The 21484-nt window shown below is 36.5% G+C and carries 16 protein-coding genes; 13 read left to right on the forward strand and 3 right to left on the reverse strand.

The features are described from left to right. Window positions 1-137 precede the first annotated feature (137 nt). The 6 genes from K0R77_RS03590 to K0R77_RS03615 all read left to right on the forward strand — a co-directional run bounded on the left by K0R77_RS03590 (window position 138) and on the right by K0R77_RS03615 (window position 4866). Window positions 138-263 carry a hypothetical protein gene (locus K0R77_RS03590; protein WP_300347949.1) on the forward strand — a complete coding sequence of 42 codons (126 nt, stop codon included), beginning with the start codon at window positions 138-140 and terminating at the stop codon, window positions 261-263. Further along, complete coding sequence (locus K0R77_RS03595; protein ID WP_300347951.1) at window positions 263-1282, forward strand: sensor histidine kinase; 1020 nt, start codon at window positions 263-265, stop codon at window positions 1280-1282. The genes K0R77_RS03590 and K0R77_RS03595 overlap by 1 nt, the downstream gene beginning before the upstream one ends. Further along, window positions 1279-2058, forward strand: a complete 780-nt coding sequence (locus tag K0R77_RS03600; RefSeq protein ID WP_300347955.1) for a LytTR family DNA-binding domain-containing protein — start codon at window positions 1279-1281, stop codon at window positions 2056-2058. The genes K0R77_RS03595 and K0R77_RS03600 overlap by 4 nt, the downstream gene beginning before the upstream one ends. A 98-nt stretch (window positions 2059-2156) precedes the next feature. Next, window positions 2157-2543 (forward strand): hypothetical protein, encoded by a 387-nt coding sequence (locus tag K0R77_RS03605; protein WP_300347958.1) that lies wholly within the window; start codon window positions 2157-2159, stop codon window positions 2541-2543. Beyond that, the gene (locus K0R77_RS03610; protein ID WP_300347961.1) at window positions 2540-3622 is read left to right on the forward strand and encodes an alpha/beta hydrolase; all 1083 of its coding nucleotides are present in this window, start codon (window positions 2540-2542) and stop codon (window positions 3620-3622) included. The genes K0R77_RS03605 and K0R77_RS03610 overlap by 4 nt, the downstream gene beginning before the upstream one ends. Before the next feature lie 887 nt (window positions 3623-4509). Further along, entirely contained in the window at window positions 4510-4866 is a 357-nt protein-coding gene (locus K0R77_RS03615) for a response regulator (protein ID WP_300347963.1), read from the forward strand. 454 nt (window positions 4867-5320) lie between these two features. Here K0R77_RS03615 and K0R77_RS03620 read toward each other — a convergent pair whose 3' ends face one another. The 3 genes from K0R77_RS03620 to K0R77_RS03630 form a co-directional block, all read right to left on the reverse strand. Beyond that, window positions 5321-5839, reverse strand: a complete 519-nt coding sequence (locus K0R77_RS03620; RefSeq protein ID WP_300347966.1) for a DUF2911 domain-containing protein — start codon at window positions 5837-5839, stop codon at window positions 5321-5323. Window positions 5840-5873: 34 nt separating this feature from the next. Further along, on the reverse strand, window positions 5874-7565 hold the full coding sequence (locus K0R77_RS03625) for a sodium:solute symporter (protein WP_300347969.1): 1692 nt from the start codon (window positions 7563-7565) through the stop codon (window positions 5874-5876). A gap of 100 nt (window positions 7566-7665) precedes the next feature. Further along, window positions 7666-10173, reverse strand: a complete 2508-nt coding sequence (locus K0R77_RS03630; RefSeq protein WP_300347972.1) for a PIG-L family deacetylase — start codon at window positions 10171-10173, stop codon at window positions 7666-7668. A 1601-nt stretch (window positions 10174-11774) separates the two neighbouring features. Here K0R77_RS03630 and K0R77_RS03635 point away from each other — a divergent pair. The 7 genes from K0R77_RS03635 to K0R77_RS03665 all read left to right on the forward strand — a co-directional run bounded on the left by K0R77_RS03635 (window position 11775) and on the right by K0R77_RS03665 (window position 21481). Continuing rightward, window positions 11775-13481: an FAD/NAD(P)-binding protein gene (locus K0R77_RS03635; RefSeq protein WP_300347977.1), complete on the forward strand. Its 1707-nt coding sequence runs from the start codon at window positions 11775-11777 to the stop codon at window positions 13479-13481. A 124-nt stretch (window positions 13482-13605) separates the two neighbouring features. Next, a complete protein-coding gene (locus K0R77_RS03640) occupies window positions 13606-14604 on the forward strand; it encodes an SDR family oxidoreductase (RefSeq protein WP_300347980.1) in 999 nt (332 codons plus the stop codon). Between the two features lie 693 nt (window positions 14605-15297). After that, window positions 15298-16602, forward strand: a complete 1305-nt coding sequence (locus tag K0R77_RS03645; RefSeq protein ID WP_300347984.1) for a TolC family protein — start codon at window positions 15298-15300, stop codon at window positions 16600-16602. A gap of 28 nt (window positions 16603-16630) precedes the next feature. Next, window positions 16631-17887: an efflux RND transporter periplasmic adaptor subunit gene (locus K0R77_RS03650; protein WP_300347987.1), complete on the forward strand. Its 1257-nt coding sequence runs from the start codon at window positions 16631-16633 to the stop codon at window positions 17885-17887. Window positions 17888-17986: 99 nt separating this feature from the next. Next, window positions 17987-18724: an ABC transporter ATP-binding protein gene (locus tag K0R77_RS03655; protein WP_300347990.1), complete on the forward strand. Its 738-nt coding sequence runs from the start codon at window positions 17987-17989 to the stop codon at window positions 18722-18724. Between the two features lie 363 nt (window positions 18725-19087). After that, window positions 19088-20305, forward strand: a complete 1218-nt coding sequence (locus tag K0R77_RS03660) for an ABC transporter permease (RefSeq protein ID WP_300347996.1) — start codon at window positions 19088-19090, stop codon at window positions 20303-20305. A gap of 147 nt (window positions 20306-20452) precedes the next feature. Further along, window positions 20453-21481: a sensor histidine kinase gene (locus K0R77_RS03665; protein WP_300347999.1), complete on the forward strand. Its 1029-nt coding sequence runs from the start codon at window positions 20453-20455 to the stop codon at window positions 21479-21481. The last annotated feature ends 3 nt before the right edge of the window (window positions 21482-21484 follow it).

A 21484-nucleotide genomic window follows, 5' to 3' on the forward strand; every position in this document is an offset into this window, starting at 1 on the left:
CCTGGAAAATCTAAAATAAAGTAGATTTACACACTGATTATTGATACGAAACCTTGAGCCACTACAGATCACAATCGTCGAAAAAAATTAAACATATTTGTAAGGGCTTTTAAAAAGTCACTGTATAAATTAAGTATTTGGAGAAGTTACAAAATACTTTAGCCAATGTTATGCACTCTAAACCGATCATTTCACCACGTACTTTTGCCGCTTCAGCTATTTATTATATCATTGATTTTAATATTTTGCTTTCTTTGTACTAATGAATAAGAATGAGAGAAAAATATATCTTTACAGTGCATTTTTGATTACGCTGATGGTCAATTCTGCAAAACTGATGGCTCTTAACAGTGATGGGATTATCGCCCGTTACTGGCAATTCAATATTTGGGAATATGGTTTTCAGTTTTTAAATAATATGATATTCTGTATCTTATTACTGTATCTGAATCTTTCTGACGGTAAACTTCTGAGCGTGCTTAGAGAAAATAAACAATACTGGAAACTATACATATTCAATGCCTTGGTGGTTGTGGCAGCTATTATACTGGGAAGCATGACCCATTCTTTGCTTTTTGGAACTTTTCAACTTCCGGGAGGTAGGATCAGAGGATATTTTGCCCGGTTTTTGCTCAGCAGTATTATGATCGCTATAGTCATCCGTCTAATTCTTCTGATGCGTGAAAGCAAAAACAAAGACCTGATCAACGAGCAGCTCAATTCCGCCTACCTAAAGACACAGCTTCAATTACTTCAGGAACAGCTTAACCCTCATTTTCTGTTCAATACCCTAAGCAGCCTTTCTGCTATAGTCAGGGAAGATCCAGGTATGGCCCAAAACTATATCCTCCATCTTTCCAAAATCTTCAGATATACATTGGTTCGTTCAGGCAACAATCTGGTAACTCTGGAAAAAGAGCTTGAGCATTTGAAATCCTATATCCAGCTTGTAAAAATGCGGCTGGAAAGTGCCTTTCAGATTCATATCAATATTAGCGAAGATTTTATAGGCGGCCAAATTCTTCCTTTATCACTGCAACCCTTGGTGGAAAATGCTGTTAAACATAATAGAGGTACAGATTCTTATCCTTTAACTGTAGAGATTTATGGGGAAGGTAGATGGCTTATTGTCAAGAATAATCTGCAGCCCAACATCGGCGAAGCAGAAAGCACCGGACTTGGCCTTATCAACCTGAATGAAAGATACAAATTGCAAACCCGTCATGAGATAGAGATCCATCAAACGACAGAATATTTCATCGTAAAGCTTCCATTATTATGAAAAAACAATTAGACATTGTAATTATCGAGGACGAAGCTGCTACCGCAAGAAACCTGGAATATATACTGAGAGAAATCAACCCGGAAATCCAAATCGTGAAGACTTTACAAAGTATAACACAAGCAATGGATTGGTTTATTTTAAATAATAAAGATTATGACCTGATATTTTCAGACATAAGGCTTTCCGATGGATTATCGTTTGAGATTTTCAGACAGGTAAACATTATAAAACCTGTTATTTTTGTTACAGCATATAATGATTATGCTATCGAGGCTTTCCGTAACAACGGCATTGATTACGTTCTAAAACCTTTTGACACGGAAGAAATAAAGCGGACTTTACTTAAATACAATACCCTTATTGCGGCTGATATCAAAATTGAACACACTAAAACACGGTCTCTGCTGCAGGAACTCCAGAATACGACAAAACAATTTAAAAAATCCTTTCTGATCCATTACTGTGGAAGGCTTATTCCTGTGGAAGCGGCTAAGATCAATTGGTTCCATACTTCAAATGAAATAGTATATGCGCATACAGCAGATGGCAGGCGATATATAATGGAATTCACACTGGAACAACTTGAACATGAATTGGATCCTGCTGTTTTTTTCAGGGCTAATCGCCAATTTATTATCAATAAAAACGCTGTAGAAGCCGTAGAATATTTTTTCAATGGGAGGCTACTTGTCAAAATACATCCTTTACCTCAGGAACAGATCCTTGTCAGCAAAGCAAAGGCCATGCATTTTAGGAAGTGGATGGATCAATAATGAATTTCATCTCTGAATTTAGCAGGTTCACCCTTTTTTATCTTAAAGGAAATAAGCAGTCTTGCTACATTTGTTTTATTAAAATTAAAATTTTCAAGATGATTTTAAAACAAAAAAAACAATGTCTACTTTTTGTTGCGGCATTTATATGTATGACATTTGCAAATGTAACAGCACAGACAAAAAAGTTACAGGACAGTACTCCCGAACAACGTGCAAAGATGATGACGGCATGGATGACAAGTCAGTTAGCGTTAAATGCCAAACAAATTGAGCAGGTCTCTGCTCTTGATCTTCAGTATGCCCGAAAGAATGACCCAATTCTGCAAAGTAACGAAAGTAAAATCTCCAAATTCAAAAAACTGAAAGCTTTACAGAAAGAAAAATCCAATGCCCTGAGCCAAATTCTGGATGCAGATCAATATAAAAAATATCAGGAAATTAAAGATGAGATGATTCAAAATATTAAAAACAAAAGAAAATGAAAACACTATTAAACCTATGGCTAATTATTATATTTATTGCGATTTCTGCATGTTCTCAATACACTAACGATACTGACGAAGCAGCTTCTCCTCTCCAGTCAAAACTTGACACCAGCCTTGATGGACCTATACAAAGACCTGTGTCAGGATATGGTGCAGACGGAAGCTATGAGGTGGCAGAAATTGACTTCAGTAATCCACAGTACGCAGGAACACAGGTTTCAATTTTCTATCCTAAAGGCATTACTTCTCCTCGACCTACTATATTCTTCTCGCATCCGTTTGGGGGTGAGGAAAAAGAATACAATATAGAGCTGTATAACTTTATTGCAAAGAAAGGTTATGTGGCGGTGTTTGTTCCTTACCGCACTATTGATGTCAGTGTTGATCACCGTTACCAGACCCTTTGGGAAGGCTTCACGAAGGCCGCTGCAGATTACCCCAACATTATTGACACTCTGAAAGTAGGTTTTATGGGACATTCTTTTGGAGGTGGGGCAAGTATCGATCTTTCCTATAAAGCATTTACAGAGAAAGGCTGGGGACAAAACGGACGTTTTCTTTTCACTATGGCTCCCTGGTATTCGTTCAACTGGAACAGTCCATTGACCACGCAACAGCAATTGCAGAGTTTTCCTTCCAATACCAAAATGATCACCCAGGTCTATGATGAAGATGATGTTAACGATCACAGGATGGCAATCGATATCTTTAAAAATATCAATATTTCTAATGCTGAAAAAGATTTTATTTATATTAAATCATCTAGTGTAAATGGATACAATTATGTGACAGATCACGTAATGCCAAGTTCCCGAACAGCTTTCGATGCATTGGACTATTACGGTGTGTACCGTCTTTTGGATGCCATGATGGATTATAGTTTTAATGGAAACAGCAATGCTAAAAATGTGGCTTTAGGCAATGGTTCTGCTGTACAGGTCACCATGCCTTCTTATAACGGACAGTCGATGGCTCCGCTTGAGGTCACGGATAATCCCACACCGAAATATCTACAATTTAAATATCAGTTTAGATGCGGAGACAGTACCAATCCGCGGGTGTCTTACTGTAATTAATTTAAAAAAATAATGATTACGGTCTAAACATATCAGAGTAAAAAAGGCTATCTCTAAAGCTAAAATCATTCTCTGAAAATCTGCTAAACGACAAAATTTGTCAGATAGTAGAGACAGGTATTATTTTTTGAAACAGCCTCCTTTACGTAATTACCAGTAAATGAATTGAGGAAAACCTATCATGTTTCATATGCCAGAAATATCTATTTCTATGATTCTTTCCAAATTTTCTATCAAATGTTTCGATATTTCTACGATTATGAGTACAAAGGAAAATGGCGTCAACTAAAGACAGTTGACGCCATTATTTTATTATACTCATAGTCAACAAGTTACAAAACTAAATTCTCATTCATGGCTTATTAAAATACTGATAATCAAACAAATAATTTTTCTAATCAATAAGGTTAGACTATTCCAGTTTAGATGCTTTATTAAGTTCCGAACCATATATTGCAAATTTTATATCTTTAAGATTAATAATAAGCACTGTCCAGCATTATTATTCCCCGTCCGAATTGAATACTAACATCCTTAAAATTTTATTCTTTAGTATAATCTGTTTCTATATCATTTTTTTTTCTAAATCATAATAGCCTTTTTTTTGACTATCAATTCCAAACAATTTAATTAGTTTATTATCAATATCTCTGTTACAATAATACAATGAAGCTCTTTTATCATGCTTAAGATTGAGTTGATTGGTCTCCAAATAATAAAATAACAGGTTCGTGATACAGCGGCATGAAAAAAAAAACAATTATACTACAGACGAATGAAGATAAAAGGTTATAAGAGAAGCAGCAGACACGGATGTAGACGCAATTCTTTCTGTTTTTATAATAAGTTCCACTAACATTGGCTTCATTTTTGAAACGAAGCGTATTATGAAAAGTATTTTTATTGTAGAAGATGAGACAGGCATCAGAGATGCACTTCAGTTGCTCCTGTCATTTGAAAATTATGATGTCCGCTCGTTCTCGAATGTTGCTGCATTTAACAACAGAGATAAATCAAGTGTCCCCGACCTTTTTATCTTAGATGTGATGCTTCCTGACGGATCAGGAACTGATATCTGCAATCAATTAAAATCGGATTCTGAGACCGCAGCACTTCCAGTCATTATCATAAGCGCACATGCTAAGGCTGATAATGTTACGAATGCGTGTAATGCCGATGCTTTTATTTCAAAACCATTTGATATAGATGAAGTCATTTTAAAGATACAAGAGTTTACCAGCTGATGCACGATCACCATATATCATACCTTGTAGATAAATGATGATTATTTCAAAAACATCAATCTCGAATAAGAATTCATGCTATGAAACCAAAAAAAGCATTTTCAATGGTTTGTTTCATTGAAAATGCTTTCATCAGATCCCTTTTGATTATACTGCACCATTGTTTGATTCAGATTGGACATTATAAGATCAGGCGGAGCCTTTACCAGTGCCAGTAACATTTTATTTTGCTCTTTTGCAGACTATCAAAACCATACAGTGAAGTTTTGAATATAAACCTTTTTGATTATAATAAAAAATCTGTAACACATCGTATTTTAAAATATTTGAAAGTAGTAATTATGAAATGCTGTTTTATATCACTAAAAATTTACAAATAGTCATCTTTAATACACGATCAAATTTTTAAATAAAAATCCTGCATTAACGGGATTTTTATTTCTCATATTTACATTTATTTTATCTCTACAGGAACTGAGATTTTATCCCAATCCATTGTGAATCCGTTACTGTTTATTTTGTATACTAAAGTTTCCTGTGTTGCTGGTAAAGCTTTTGTTTTTACATCAACACGTAAAGCATCTTTTGCTTCTTCGTACTTATAAGCACCCCATTGTTTTGGCTCTTTGTTAAAAATCGCAGTCCAGGTTCCGCTTTGTTTAGGGATTAAGAAAAAGCTATATTTACCTGCAGGAAGCTTTTTACCCTGAACGGTAATGTCTTTATCCGTTGTGAAAGTAGTTGCTTCATTGGCACCCGCACGCCAAACTTTATCATAAGCTTCCAGACCACCCCAGATGGTACGCCCTTTAACAGAAGGACTGCTATAGGCAATTGTGATGGTTGCATCTTTAATTTTCCCCGTTGCAGTAGCCGGAGGGCTCGCAGGTTTTTTAGCTTCCTGTGCGAATGCATTTACTGAAATCGTCATTGTAGCAAAAACTACAGCAACAGTTTTAATCATTGTTTTCATAATATTTTATTGAATGTATTTATGTAGATATGTGTTACGAAGTTACTGCTTTCTGCTTATAAAACAGTAACCCAATTGCCGAAAAAATAATGACTGCCGCTGCCCCAATGACGTTAAGCCAAAGGAAAGAAACGATATCAAAATTATAAACGGCAATAACCGCAATTTCTGATAAAATTGCAGAAATAAATACATTTGAACCGGTGATTTTCTTATAGTAAAATGCGACAAGAAAAATTCCCAATATCGGGCCGTAAAAAAGAGAACCTAATACATTAACCGCTTCAATAAGGGAACCCATTTGAGTGGCAAACATGGCAACGCCGATTGAGAAAATACCCCAGGCTAAAGTGTGCAGGCGACTGTACTTCAATTCGGTGGCATCATCAGGAATTTCTTTTTTGAATATCAAATGTACATCTTTTAAGGAGCAGGCAGCAAGGGAATTCAGCGCTGCGGAAATTGAGCCCCAGCTGGCCAGAAAAATGACGGCAAACAGTAAACCAATCATCCCTACAGGCAAGGTATTTTTTACGAAATACAGGAAAATGTAATTGGTATCAGTTTTCTCCGCATTATAGTTTGATTTATTGATAGCCTCCTCTACCCTGCCGTGAAGTGCTTTTACCTGGGTTTGTGTATTTTTAAAATCCTGAATTGTTTTGTTAATTTGGGGAGAATGAGCTTCCTTCAGTTTTAGAATTTCTTTCGATTCTACATTAAATTTTATTTGTAAATCCTGGTGTTCTTTTTCAAAAGCCGCAGCCTGTTCAGGTTTTGTTTCCTTTAAATGTTGATAAGAGCGTTCGTTAAAATAAATCGGAGCCGGCTTAAGAGAAAAGAATGCGAAAAGCAGGGCACCGATCAGGAGAATAGCAAACTGCATCGGAATTTTCACCAATCCGTTCAACAGCAAGCCCATTTTTGCATTGGTATTGTCCTTCGCAGTAATATACCTCCCAACCTGACTCTGGTCTGTACCGAAATAAGAAAGGGCCAGAAAAAAACCACCAATAAGTCCGCTCCAAATGTTGTATTTATCTTTCCAATCAAATTCTGTGGTGATTACATTGAGCTTTCCTGATTTCCCCGCCAGATAAAGTGCATCGTTAAAACCAATTCCATTCGGCATATTTTGAATAAGTAAATATCCTGCAAAAGCCATGGTTCCCAGAATAATGAGAAACTGTAATTTTTGGGTGTGAGCAATCGCTTTTGCTCCACCAATATAGGTGTAAATCAATAAAATGCCACCCGTTAAAACATTAGTCAAATAAATATTCCAGTTTAAAACGCTTGATAAGATGATACTCGGAGCGTAAATGCTGATTCCTGTGGATAAGCCTCTGGAAAAAAGAAAAAGCAGTGAAGTGAGCACTCTTGTTTTTTTATCGAAACGGTTTTCTAAATATTCATAAGCCGTGTACACATTTAAACGCTGAAAAATCGGGATGAAAGTAATACAAATAACAATCATCGCCAACGGCAGACCAAAGTAATACTGAACGAAACGCATACCGTCTGTATACGCCTGACCCGGTGCTGAAAGAAAAGTGATTGCACTTGCCTGCGTAGCCATAATACCTATAAGCACAATGTACCAAGGCATTTTATTATCTGCTTTCAGGTAGGATTCGTTACTTTTTTGGCCACGACCGATCAATACGCCGTAAACCACCACTGCAACAAGTGTAACAATAAGAACTGTCCAATCTATAGTACTCATGCCCAGAATTTAGTAAACAAATAATAAAATACGATCTGCAATACTAATGCAGCTGCTAGTAATAGGTACCAGGTATTCCAATTTTTAAGTTGATTATTCATTAGTTTTTCTGTGCAGATAAAAAGTTTAAAAATAAACGTGCCGCACCAACATTTCCCGCAGGCAACTGTCTGAAAAATGCCAATGGTGTATAAATAAAATTACCCTTCCCATATTTGGCATATAAAGTTGATCCCTGCAAAGGCTCTTCACCTGTATCGTGCATTTCAAAAAGCGGTTCGTACGCTGCATCCCATTGAGCAGGGAAATAAGCGCCACGCTCCTGCATCCAACCTTTAAAATCATCCGCCGTAATTTTGTTCGGAAAATTCAGTAATTTATGATTTGGATTTAAAAATTTAACCTCCGCATTTTCTTCGGTAACACGCTTATTGGCAATGCTAAAACTGTACATTCCCAATTGGTCAACGGTTGTATCCTGATTGGTGTTGTACTGCATCACCAAATTACCTCCGGCTTTTACATAAGACCATAAAAAAGGCATCCAGCGACCCAGTTTTTTTTCTGTATTATTCGCACGAACACCAAGAACGATAGCATCATACTGTGACAGCTTGTTTTGATTACCGTTTCCGTTGGATTCATCTAAGTTGCCATAAAAATCTTCGTCTTTCAGGACATCTACCTGAATACCTGCAATGCGTAGGAATTCAGGAATGAAATCGCCTGCACCTTGTATGTAACCCACTTTTTTAACCTTCGCCTGAATATCGCCTTTCATTACAGTTACAGTGGCAGGAGTAAAATATTGTAAGGAAGGTAAATGCGGATATTGAATTAATACCTGTTTTTTATTATAAGTAACTTCGTCCGCAATAAAATTGGCATCCAATTGTAACTGATTTGATTTTATTGAGGCAATTTTAGCTTTTGGAATGACATACTCAACGGTAAAATCTTTTCCATTGAGCGAATTTACATCAGCCCCGCCTAATCGTTCTCCGTTATACATAAGGTTTACAATACCCTTATTTTTAAAAGGTTTGTTGGAATTAACCTTAAAATTTAAACCCAAATGCAAATCTTCATTTTCTTTGACCAGATAAAGTGGTTGTGTAAATTTCAGTTCCAATGCAGGAACAATGCGCAAGGCTTCGACTACATCACCACGCACCGGGTCTAATTTCTTGAAAGATAAAGGAAGTTTAACCTGAAAATTTTCCGAACCGATTTTTAAACCAAGCAAAACATTCAGTGGCGATTCTGCCTCTGGCAAACCGATTAAAGTATCATTTGGAACAGAGAAAGTTGCTGCGTTCGTGGGAGATTTTGCCAACCAGTAAGGTTCTGTGAGTGCTGCATCTGCAGGAATCTGAATGTCATGCTGAATGGTAATTAAAGAATCTTTTGATAGTTTTCTGTTGAAGCTTTCTGATTGACTTAACCATTTTACATCTTCTAAAACAACAGGGTTTGTAGCTCTTGAAATCAGATTTAATCTGAAATTATAATGATCCCCGGCAACAGCTTCAGCCTGATTGGTCACTACCTCGCCCATAAATCCGGCACAGCTTAAAATGATATTGTCAAGAGATTTAATTTTATCCCTTTTCAGGTCTCCATCCTGAAGAGCTACAACCTTTTTTCGTAAAGCAAGCAAGGCAGGTAAGCTGAGATCAGGTTGATTAAAATTAAAAGAGGAAATAATTTTATCTAATGATTGGTCAATATCAGCGCTTCCTTGTGAAGTCCAGGTTTTAGTTATTCCGTCCAAGAGTGTTGCTTTTGCAGGTTCGCCAATAACGTGGGCAAAATATTCAGTTCTGATACCGGCTACAGACTGTGTTCCCGCACCCTGGCTTTTATGTAAACTTCTGCTTAATCCTGCCAATTCACCATAGCCCATTCCCAGTTGCGCATCATATTGCCCAACGGTAACTTTCAGTTGATTTTCAGCTGTCGTATTGACCCCACCAAAGCGGAAAGTATTCCACAATACGCGTTTTGGTTGCCATGCATTCACATATTTTAGTTGATCTGGGAAAGCCGTTTTATCGCCTGCCAGCTTAAAAGCTTTTTCCGCAACCACGGCCGAAGCCGCATGTTGTCCGTGGCCTGCCGCAGCATTAGGAGGAAAACGACAAATGATAACATCAGGACGGAATTTACGGATGACCCAAACTACATCCGCTGTAATGCTATCTGCATCCCATTGTTTAAAGGTATCAGTCGTATTTTTAGAAAACCCGAAATCAATTGCCCTGGTAAAAAACTGTTGGGCGCCGTCTAACTTTCTTGCCTCTAAAAGCTCATGAGTTCTGATTAAACCCAATGCAGCACCCTGATCTGTGCCTAATAAATTCTGACCACCATCACCTCTGGTTAAAGACAAATAACCCGTTTCTACATTTTGGTCGTTGATTAACCAGGAGAGTAACCCTGTATTTTCATCATCGGGATGAGCTGCAAGGTATAAAACTTTAGGTAGGTGTTTAAGGGTTTTGAGTTCACGGTAAATTTCAGATGATTTTGAGGGTCGAACCTGTTGAGCCGAACAAAAAACCGTATAAAAGCTAAGGATAAATACAATGATTACTTTTTTGAACATTTGAATTTGCTTTGCGAGGCAAATATAAGTAAATCGTTTTTCTTTCAACCTTAAAAGAAAAAGCAACACGGTTCTTGCTGACGATTCAAAGTCGGTTTTATTTTATAACGTATGGTTTATCATAAACTTAAATAAGAAAACAACTGCATATAATAAGTAACCTCATAAATACGGGGTTATTCACGATAATTTCGCAAAGGAGCAAGTGATTTTATTGTATACAATTCTTTAATTATATATTTTCATTAATTCTTGCAATAACATTCCAATGTGTTTATATACCAATTAGACCATTACTTTTATTGCTAAAATATTCTGATTTACCTGTTTCAGATACTCATCAATTTTTTCAATAGTCTCTTTTTCAAATTTACTAACTTCAAATTACTTATTTTTATCAATAAATTGACCGTTTTGATCTTAAAAATAATGTTTTAAACCATAATAATTACTATCAATTTTAAAATTGCTTTCGTGCTATATGGTACTGGAATATTATAATTGATAATTAAAAAATCTTTCTCACTAGAAGTTTTCTCTAACATCTTTAAAGTATTATACCTAAAGAAATTTAAATATTCTAATCGTGCAGTGCATTGATCATAAATATTTTGATAAGCCATTCTTCAGTTTTCTTTATAAAGAGAAATAATTTTTTGATTTGATTATTTTACGCTTTAGGTAAAAAGTAAAATCATACATATAAAAAATATTCTCATTTTTTATTTTTTGGTATTATCATAATAATTATATCTACTTTTTAAGGGTTGCCTACAACCTATGTAATCCATAAAAGCATTTAAGGTTATTTGAGTCTGTAGATTTTGTCCATAACCAGTTAAGATATATACTCTTTCTAGTCTATCAATAAGCATTGTATTAATATCTCCACCTCTCATTATTTTTTATCAAGTTTTTTTTTAAGCTCGGTAAACTTGTCATAAGCTTTTTTCGTTTCATTTGTGCTTGAGGAGGACAATTTTATCTTCGATTTGCAAGTAGAACATTCAAAAGAGGCGCCTGCAATTAAGGCCTGTGCATTAAAGATAATTTCTGAATTGCAGTTTGGACATTTTAGTGTTTGATTCATAATATTAGAATAATGGTTATTATTATGCAATTTAATCATATTCGCAATAATAATTCATTATAATTACACATATCTCAAATATGGTTCTTATTCGCAGCAACTAAAAATATAGTTTAGCCCATAAGATTGATGAGCTTCCTTATTGAACCTTATTATATTTTTGGTTGGAACTAAACTTTTTTATAAGATGATGGCAATTGTAACGGCAAACAAGTCCTCAGTGAAGCCTACTGCAAAAGAATTTTTATGCCCACAAAACAAAATGATGCTCTGACTACAATATAACGCAGAGGTTCTTTTATGGCTTCCTGGGGCGGTTCATTATTATAATTTATGAGCAAAAGACGATCATTGTGAAGACTGGTTTATATAACCAATTAGAAATTAATAAAAAGTTAAGACCTTGTCAGTTCATGTTATTAATAAAAGAGCTGACCCAACTCGTATAAATATTTTCCCTACAGGTAAAAATAGGTATGCAATTTGAATTTGAGGCAAGTATAATATTCTTATGGAAAATATCGACTCAAAAACTATAGCACTTATAGGAGGCGGACCTGCCGCACTTCTGATAATGAAAAACATGATGGATCAGAATTTTAAGCCTGACACCATTTATATATTTGAAAAAAATGACAGGTTGGGTGTGGGAATGCCCTACGGAAAAGGCGGCTCTGGAATCGAGCATGTTGCCAATATTTCAGCCAATGAACTGCCAAAATTTTCTTGTAGCTTTGAAGATTATTTAGCACAGCATCCTACCAGTTTATTTCCAGATTTTTCATCAGGTGGAAAATTCAATGCCTACCAGGTTATTCCAAGACTTCTTTTAGGAAATTATATGGAATATCAATTTGAGCTTTATATAAAGATGGCAAAAGAAAATGGGATCAAAATCATTGCCCGAAAAAACTGTTGTGTACAGGATATTATTCCTGTGAACAGAGGCCAAAAATTTAAAATTATGACTGATCTTCAAAAAGATTTCATAGTCGACCGAGTGGTATTATGTACCGGACATTACTGGCCAAAAAAACACGAAGAAGCAGTGGTCGGGTGGTTTGATTCGCCCTACCCGCCCACCAAATTTACAAGCCACACCAACTTCCCTATTGCGATTAGGGGAACTTCTCTAACTGCTGTGGATGCTGTCAAGACTTTATCACGGTTAAATGGTCAATATGAAGTTCTGAAAGATGGGCAGTTAAAATATTCACTCAATGTTGATTCGGAAAATTTCCGTATTCATATGTTTTCAACAGGTGGCTTTTTACCGGCATTAAGGTTTCATTCAGAAGATCAGGCCTACTCAAATGATTGGATGATGTCACTGCAGGAAATCTATGATTACAAAAAAAAACATAATGGTTTTGTCGATCTGGACCATGTTTTTGAGATCAATTTTAAATTACCTCTAAAAAAGAAAGACGCTGACTTTTACTTTCAGGTAAAGGACTTGGGCATTGAAGAATTTGTTGATAAAATGATGAGCATCAGAGAGGAATTGGATTCTTTTCAGCTTTTCAAAGCAGAATACAACGAAGCAGAAAAATCGATCAAACGGCATCAATCTATCAGCTGGAAAGAAACTTTATCAGCATTTAGTTATGCGATGAATTATCCTGCAAAACATTTTTCGGCAGAAGATATGCTGCGTCTCAGAAAAACACTTCTTCCTCTGATATCAATCATTATCGCATCACTGCCCCAATCTTCATACAAAGAAATTATCGCATTATATGACGCAGGCATTATTGACCTGATCCAAGTTGATAAAGAAAGCTATGTAGAGCCACATCCTGAATCAGGAGGTGTCTACCATTATCTGTCACCTCAAAGAGAAAAACACCAAAAGCATTATCATGTATTTGTTGATGCCATCGGTCAAAAGCCTTTGGAATTGTCTGACCTGCCGTTTGAAAGCTTGAGATCGGATGAGCTAATCAGTGAAGCCTATTTGAGTTTTAAAAGTAATACTACCGCAGAAAAATTATCAGAAACTGATGAAAATCCAGTGGTTAAAGGACAGAATGATAATTATTACCTCAAAGTCAATGGTCTGAAGATTAATGATTATTTCCAGTCGTTAAATAAATATGGGCAGACAGTCAACAATTTATTTATCATGGCGGTTCCGTTTATTGGTGGACTAAATCCAGATTATTCAGGGCTTGATTTCTGCGATACTGCAGCCAGCAGGATTGTAAAAAAATTATAATTTATCTATCTTGAATTTGGTTTTTCTTGCAATTTCAAGCATAATTTCCAACATTATATGATATGGAATGTAGATTGCTTATGATAAAACTAAAATCAATTATTCACACCAAATTACAATTCATATGGACGATCAAATCACACAAAGAGAAGCACTTGACAAATTAGTAAATATTATTACCCCTGAATCTACTGAGGATAAAGAAAACATCCAGGCAGAACCTTTGAAAAACGAAGAAACATCCCCTCTACAAGATCCCACTAAAAAATATCCCAAACCACCTTTCAAAAAACAATTCCAACCATTTCCCGGATTAGCAGGGAAGATGGATCCAATTCCGGATCACGGTGAAGAAAGCTATATAGGTTCCGGAAGATTGGTTGGTAGAAAAGCTCTTGTCACGGGCGGAGATTCAGGGATTGGACGTGCAGCCGCTATTGCATTTGCCAGAGAAGGTGCAGATGTCGCAATCAATTATCTGCCGGAAGAAGAATCGGATGCCGCAGAAGTGATAGATCTGATCACAAAAGCCGGTCGAAAAGCAATAGCAATTCCTGGTGATATCAGAGATGAAGCATTTTGCCAGAAATTGGTTTCTGAAGCAGTAGCTCAATTGGGAGGACTTGATATATTAGTCAATAACGCAGGTCACCAAAAATCCAACGAATCCATTCTGGATATCAGCACAGAAGATTTCGACAGAACTATGAAGACCAATATCTATGCACCATTCTGGATCACAAAAGCAGCACTACCCCATTTGAAACCAGGTTCCAGCATTATCGGACTATCATCAGTCCAGGCCTATGACCCTTCTGCCGATCTCTACGATTATGCACAGACAAAAGCAGCAACCACAAGTTATGTAAAATCCCTTGCAAAACAATTAGGTCCAAAGGGCATCAGAGTAAATGGCGTTTCTCCAGGACCAGTTTGGACAGCTTTAGAAGTGAGTGGCGGTCAGACACAGGAAAATCTGGTTAAATTCGGAGATGATACCCCATTAGGAAGACCAGGGCAGCCTGCAGAACTAGCCTCCATCTTTGTGCAGTTTGCTGACAATAATGGAAGTTTTGCAACAGGACAAATCTATGGTTCAGCTGGTGGCAGCGGTCAACCCTAATATAAATATAATGAAAAAGCCATCAGTTATAGATGGCTTTTTCATTCAATGATGTTAAGTATTTTACGTTTTCTTATCAGGGAGTCAACACCATTAAATTGATACCCGAATTCCTTTCATATTGTTTCCTTCAGTTAAAATAACTCAGGAGTCAGCGCGTGATTGATATACGTTTTATCATCTTCTGGTTCATAAGATTTCTTATATCCATACCATGCTGTTAAAGCAGTATTAAAAACATTATATTACACATTTTCTGAGTACGATTTCACAGAATAGATAATATTTTCGTAGTACAATTTAAGGACTCAAGGCATTAATGTACATCAAACGACAAAGATATAGTAAAATCTAAACCCTACCCGATCTCATTTTTTTACTGAAACTGTGCATTTGTTATGATTAATAATTCTGAGCCGAGATAGAATGCATATTATCATTTTTCACCCTGTAGTAGTCGTGGAAAACATGAACAGCATCTTCCGGTTTGCTACTGTGCCATTATACTTTATCTTTTATCTGATGTGCCTGAAAAATTAATAGTGCTTCCTTTTGAAGAATAAAGATTTCTATTTTTTATCAATTCTCTGTCGAAACAATATCACTTTCCTTCTATAAAATCCTCTCGTTTGTCTATTAGATTTGATGTTGATTTCTGTCTGATGCAATTTTGCTTCGTAAAACAGACAAAAAATGAAACCATATCTCATCATATTATTTTTCATCGGAATCCTTGCTCCTGCTCAAAAAGTCTGGACACTTCAGGACTGTATTGATTACGCAGTTAAGAATAATATTACCGTCAAAAAGAAAGTGTTTGACAAAACAACTGCCGAGCTTAATTTTCAACAGCAGAAAAACAATAAACTTCCTACGATTTACGGTTCTTCTTCGGTTGGGTTGACCAATGGTTCCAGTGTCGATCCCATTACAAGTTCTTTCGTCAATCAGAATGTTTTTTCGAACAGTTTTGGTTTGAGTGGAGACGTAACCATTTATCAGGGAAATAAGCTGAATCTTCAAATCGAACAGAATAAGATGCTTGTCGGACAATCTGAATTGTACCAGAAACAGGCAGAAAACAGTATTGTTCTGAATGTTTTAGATGCTTATCTTCAGTCTTTATACTATTATGAAGGTATTGAAAGTGCAAAATATGCAGCCAACTCCTCGGCTGAAGAACTGAAACTAACGCAAACCAAATACAAAAACGGAGCAATTTCAAAACTAGATCTTGCAGATGTGGAAACTCAGGATGCCCAAAATCAATATACACTTGTGAATAGCGAGAATCTTTACAATCAGCGGGTTTTGAAGCTGAAACAACTTTTGGAATTAGACCCAAGTGTAGATTTTCAAATTGAAAAAGTGACTCTGAATGATTTGATGGAATCGATTCCTGACAAACAAACGGTTTTTGCTCAGGCCATCGAAAATCTTCCTGATCTTAAAATTTATGATGCGCAAAATGAGATTCTCGCAAATGCGTTACAAATTACGAAGACAGGTTATTTGCCAACACTTTCGGCAAGCGCAAGTTTGAATACTGGCTACACAAGCACTCAGGATTATGGATATTTTAATCAGTTTAAAAATAATTTCAATAAATCCGTTAGTTTGTCTCTGAACATCCCGATTTTCTCAAAAAAACAGAACGATACGAATGTGAAACTGGCTAAAATAGATATAGAACAAAATAAACTGGATAAAATCAGTGCAAGTAAAACTTTATATTCAAGTATCGAAACGGCTTGGCAAAATGCAGTCGCAAATCAGGCTCAGCAAAAATCTTCTAAAGTAGCAAGAGATAATGCAAAACTTGCTTACGATCTGGCCAGTAAGAAATACGAATTCGGAGGCTTGACCACGACGGAACTTTCGGTAAGCAGAAATACATATCTCACCAATGAACAAACCTATCTTCAATCAAAATATATGGCAGTTCTGTACAGCCAATTGCTGAATTTTTATCAAGGTAAAACTCTGACAACAAATTAATAAAAAAACGAATCAAAATATCAAGATTATGAATCCAAAATATAAAAAATACTTCAAAAATTCCATTATTGTTCTTGTTTCGATAATTGTTATTTTCTTCGTTTACAAATTTTTCGCAACGAAAAAAGAAACCAATATTGCTGTTCAGACCATAAAAATGTCTAAGCAGAGTGTTACGACTTCCGTTACTGCAACGGGAACTGTAGAACCGGTTGACCAGGTGGATGTGGGAACGCAGGTTTCGGGAATCATCAATCATATTTATACAGATTATAATTCTCAAGTTAAAAAAGGTCAGCTTTTGGCAGAATTGGACAAAACCAATCTTCAGGAATCTGTGAATAATGCTTTGGCTCAATATAATGCGGCTCTTAACGAACTGAATTATTACCAGCAGAATTACAACCGTCAAAACAATATGTTCAAATCCGGTGTTATCAGCAAAGCAGATTACGAACAGGCGGCTTACCAGGTTAAAAATTCTCAGCAAACGGTAAGTCAGAGAAAAACAGCTTTGGCCCAGGCAAGAACCAATTTGAGTTATGCAAATATTTATGCTCCGATTGACGGAATTATCCTGAGCAGAGAAGTAGAAGAAGGACAAACCGTTCAGGCGAGTATGACGACTCCAACACTTTTCAAAATTGCAAAAGACATTACCAAAATGCAGGTGGAAGCTGATGTAGATGAGGCCGATATAGGCGGAGTAGAAGTTGGTCAGCGTGTTAGTTTCACAGTAGATGCTTATCCTCAGGAAGAATTCAGTGGTCGTGTTCGTCAGGTTCGTTTGTCGGCAACTACTACATCCAATGTGGTGACTTACACCGTCATCATTGATGCAGATAATCCTGAACAAAAATTAAAACCAGGACTTACCGCAACCATTACGATTTATACTCAGGAATTGAAGGACATTAATACGGTTCCCGCTTCTGCAATTGCTTTCAGTCCGGATGCGGAAATGTTGAAGAAATATTATCAGCAGAATCAGATCACAGCAAAAATCCCTGAAATCAAAACCGGAAAAAACAAAGAAAAATACATTTGGATTAAAAATAACGATGGAAGTCTTTCACAGAAATTAATCACAATCGGAATCAATGACGGTATTAATATTCAGGTAAAAAGCGGATTGTCAGGAAAAGAACAAATCGTAACATCTCTTGAAGAACAACAGGAAGCTGTTGCAAAATCAGAAGACGGAAGCAGTCCGTTTATGCCGAAAAGACCAAGTAATAACAACAAGAAATCTGGTTCAGACCCAGGTCCGCCTAAAGGAAATTGATTTGGTTAAGAGTTGGCGGTCGATAGTTAATAGAACATCAATCGTTAAATCTCAACTAAAAAAATCCATCAACCATCAACAGTAAACCAACAACTACAAATGAAACCCATCATCAAAATAGAAAACCTGAAACGCGAATTCAAAATGGGCGATGAGATCGTTCACGCTCTCAAAGGAATTAATTTGACCATCAACGAAGGTGAATTTGTGACGATTATGGGAGCCAGCGGCTCGGGGAAATCAACCTTCCTCAACGTTTTGGGATGCCTGGATCAGCCAAGCTCCGGAACTTACGAACTGGACGGGGTTTTGGTAAAAGGTCTGAACAAAGATCAGTTAGCAGAAATCAGAAATACGAAAATCGGATTCATATTTCAGTCTTATAACTTATTGGCCAGAACCAGCGCGCTGGAGAATGTAGAGTTGCCTTTGCTCTACAACTCCAAAGTGTCGGCGGAAGAGAGAAGGGAGCGCGCTGTGAAGGCCTTAAAACAAGTCGGTTTGGAAAGCAGAATGAGTCACGTTCCGAGCCAGCTTTCCGGCGGACAGCAACAGAGAGTGGCGATTGCCAGAGCGTTGGTCAACCATCCGATTATCCTTTTGGCAGACGAAGCAACAGGGAATCTCGATACCAGAACTTCTTACGAAGTGATGAATCTTTTTCAGCAACTGAATGACGAAGGAATTACTATCGGATTCGTAACACACGAAGAAGACATTGCAAGATTCAGCAAAAGAACCGTGATTTTGCGAGACGGAATCATCAAAGAAGACAAATTGGTACAAAACCGAATGATTGCTAAAGACGAATTATTAAAACTTCCAAAAGCAGAATAATTATTTGTGTAGTTCAGCCTGGCTGCTGTAATTCAATATAAAATAGAAACTTGTTCAATTTATATATTTAGTGAACACAAATGAATGAAGTTAACTTTTTGCAAAACCAAAAATGCTGACGAAAATGAAGATGCAGTGAAGAAAGAAAATGAAACCGACAAATGAGAAGACAATGAAGAGGTCGGTTTTGCAAAAAGTTTTTTTTAAATAAAACTCTCGCTAATTAAGCAGATTTCGCAAGTCTGCAAAATCAAAAAATCTGCGAGAGACTAATTGCTGAGTGCAAAATCTTAGCGACTTTAAAAAAGGTAGGTTGAAAAAAAATCTTAGTGCCTTTGCGTTAAAAACCAAAAATCAAAAAAAATGAATTTCACCAATTTATTAAAAATAGCCTGGAAAGCCATTCTCCTCAACAAAACCAGAGCAATGCTGACGATGCTCGGGATTATCATTGGCGTGGCATCCGTGATTGCAATGCTGGCAATTGGAGAAGGCTCCAAAGAAAGTATCAAAAAAAACATTTCAAGTATGGGCGCAAATCTAATCACGATTCGTCCCGGTGCAGGAATGATGGGCGGCGTTCGTTCAGATGCATCCGATACACAGACTTTGACGATGGCAGATTATAACGCTCTGAAATCTCAGGCAAAATTAATCAAAGACATTTCACCATTGGTCAACGGAAACGGACAAAGTATTGCGGGATCCAACAACTGGCCGACTTCCATTTATGGCGCTTCGCCGGAATATCTTAAAATCCGGGATTGGAATGTGGAAGAAGGTTCTATGTTTACACAGGACGATGTGGAAGCCTATTCCAAAGTTGCCGTAATAGGAAAAACCGTTCAGGAAAATCTTTTCCCGAATGAAAACCCTATCGGGAAAATGATACGTTTTAAGAATATTCCGTTCAAAATAATCGGGGTTTTGAAAGAAAAGGGAGAAAACACATTTGGTCAGGATCAGGATGATATTATCATTGCGCCTTACACGGCAGTTCAGAAAAGGATATTGGCTCAGACGTTCCTTCAGTCAATTGTTGCATCATCTGTGAGTGAAGAAAATTCTGAACAGGCGGTGAACGAGATCACATCAATTATGGAAGACCAGCATAAGATAAAACCTGATGAAGACAACGATTTCAATGTTTCTTCCCAACAGGAGCTTATTTCCACATTCAGTTCCACAAGCGAGATGCTGACTGTTCTTTTGGTCGCCATTGCAAGTATTTCATTAATCGTTGGTGGGATTGGAATTATGAATATTATGTACGTTTCCGTAAAAGAACGAACCAGGGAAATTGGACTTAGAATGGCAATTGGTGCAAAAAGCAAGGATATTTTGATGCAGTTTTTGATAGAATCTGTTCTCATTTCAATTACCGGAGGTGTTTTGGGCGTCATCATTGGTCTGCTTACGACTTTTGGTATCAAACAATTTGCAGGCTGGCCGGTGAGCATTACGATGAGTTCTATTGTAATATCTTTCGCAGTTTGTACGATTACTGGTGTGTTTTTTGGATGGTATCCTGCCAGAAAGGCTGCTCAGGCAGATCCTATCACAGCTTTGAGATATGAATAAAAAACTTTTAATTTTAATAATGAAAAAGAACAATGCTGGGAAAATTCTTAAATTCACTTCTTCGAAACTTCCACAGATCCAAAATTTTTAAAGGATTGAGTAAGTTTAAATTTTAAAATAAAAAATAATCAATAATATCAAAAATAAATGCTCAATCTAAAAAATAAAAGCCTCGAAATCAGCCTTCATCTTTTGATCTGGCTGGTTTTATTCTTTCTTCCAGCCGCATTTTCTATAGGGTCAGAAGGAAGCTGGGGAGATATTTTTCAGCATTTTTGGTTGCAGCTTATTTTTTTGGCGATCATTTTTTATGTCAATTATTTTGTATTGATAAAATGGTTTTTCTCGGACAAAAAATCGGTTTATTTTCTTACAAATATGGCTTTAATTCTTGTTTTAATTTATTTCAGGAACGAAATTTTTGATTTTTTTGAAGAAGGGAAACCCAAAGGTTTCCGGGATAAAAACCCTCCAGTTGGGTTGCGTTACTTTATAGACTTTATGATCTATCTGATTCCTGTTGCATTTTCAATTGCCATCAGTTCCGGAAAAAAAATGCAGAAAGCTGAAGAAATGAAAATCGAAGCAGATAATATTAAACTACAAGCCGAACTTCAGCATCTGAAATACCAATTGCAGCCACATTTTTTCTTCAATGCGCTCAATAATATTTATTCATTAATAGATTTTGCGCCAGATAGAGCCAAGCAAAGCCTTCACAGTCTGAGCAAACTAATGCGACATCTTTTGTACAAAACCGATGTTGAAAAAATAAGCCTTTCCGAGGAGATTGATTTTCTGAATAAATATATCAGTTTGATGTCACTTCGATTGAATGATAAAACTAAAGTTTACACCAACTTTCCAACAAAAATTCCTAGCCTGGAAGTTGTACCATTGCTGTTTATTTCGATTGTTGAGAATGCCTTCAAACACGGCGTTTCTGCAACGCAGCCTTCGGATATTAATTTTAAAATGGAAATTTTGGAGGATGAAATTCATTTCACTGCTTCCAACTCCAATTTTCCTAAAACCGATACTGACAAAAGCGGTTCGGGAATTGGTGTGGAGAATCTGCAGAAAAGACTTAATTTGCTTTATCCCGAGAAGCACGAGTTTCATTCTTGTTTAAATGACGGAATGTACATTGCGGAAGTGAAATTGAAAACGAAATAGAAA

It is taken from the genome of Chryseobacterium sp., assembly GCF_029240215.1.
In the GTDB taxonomy this organism is placed as follows: domain Bacteria; phylum Bacteroidota; class Bacteroidia; order Flavobacteriales; family Weeksellaceae; genus Chryseobacterium.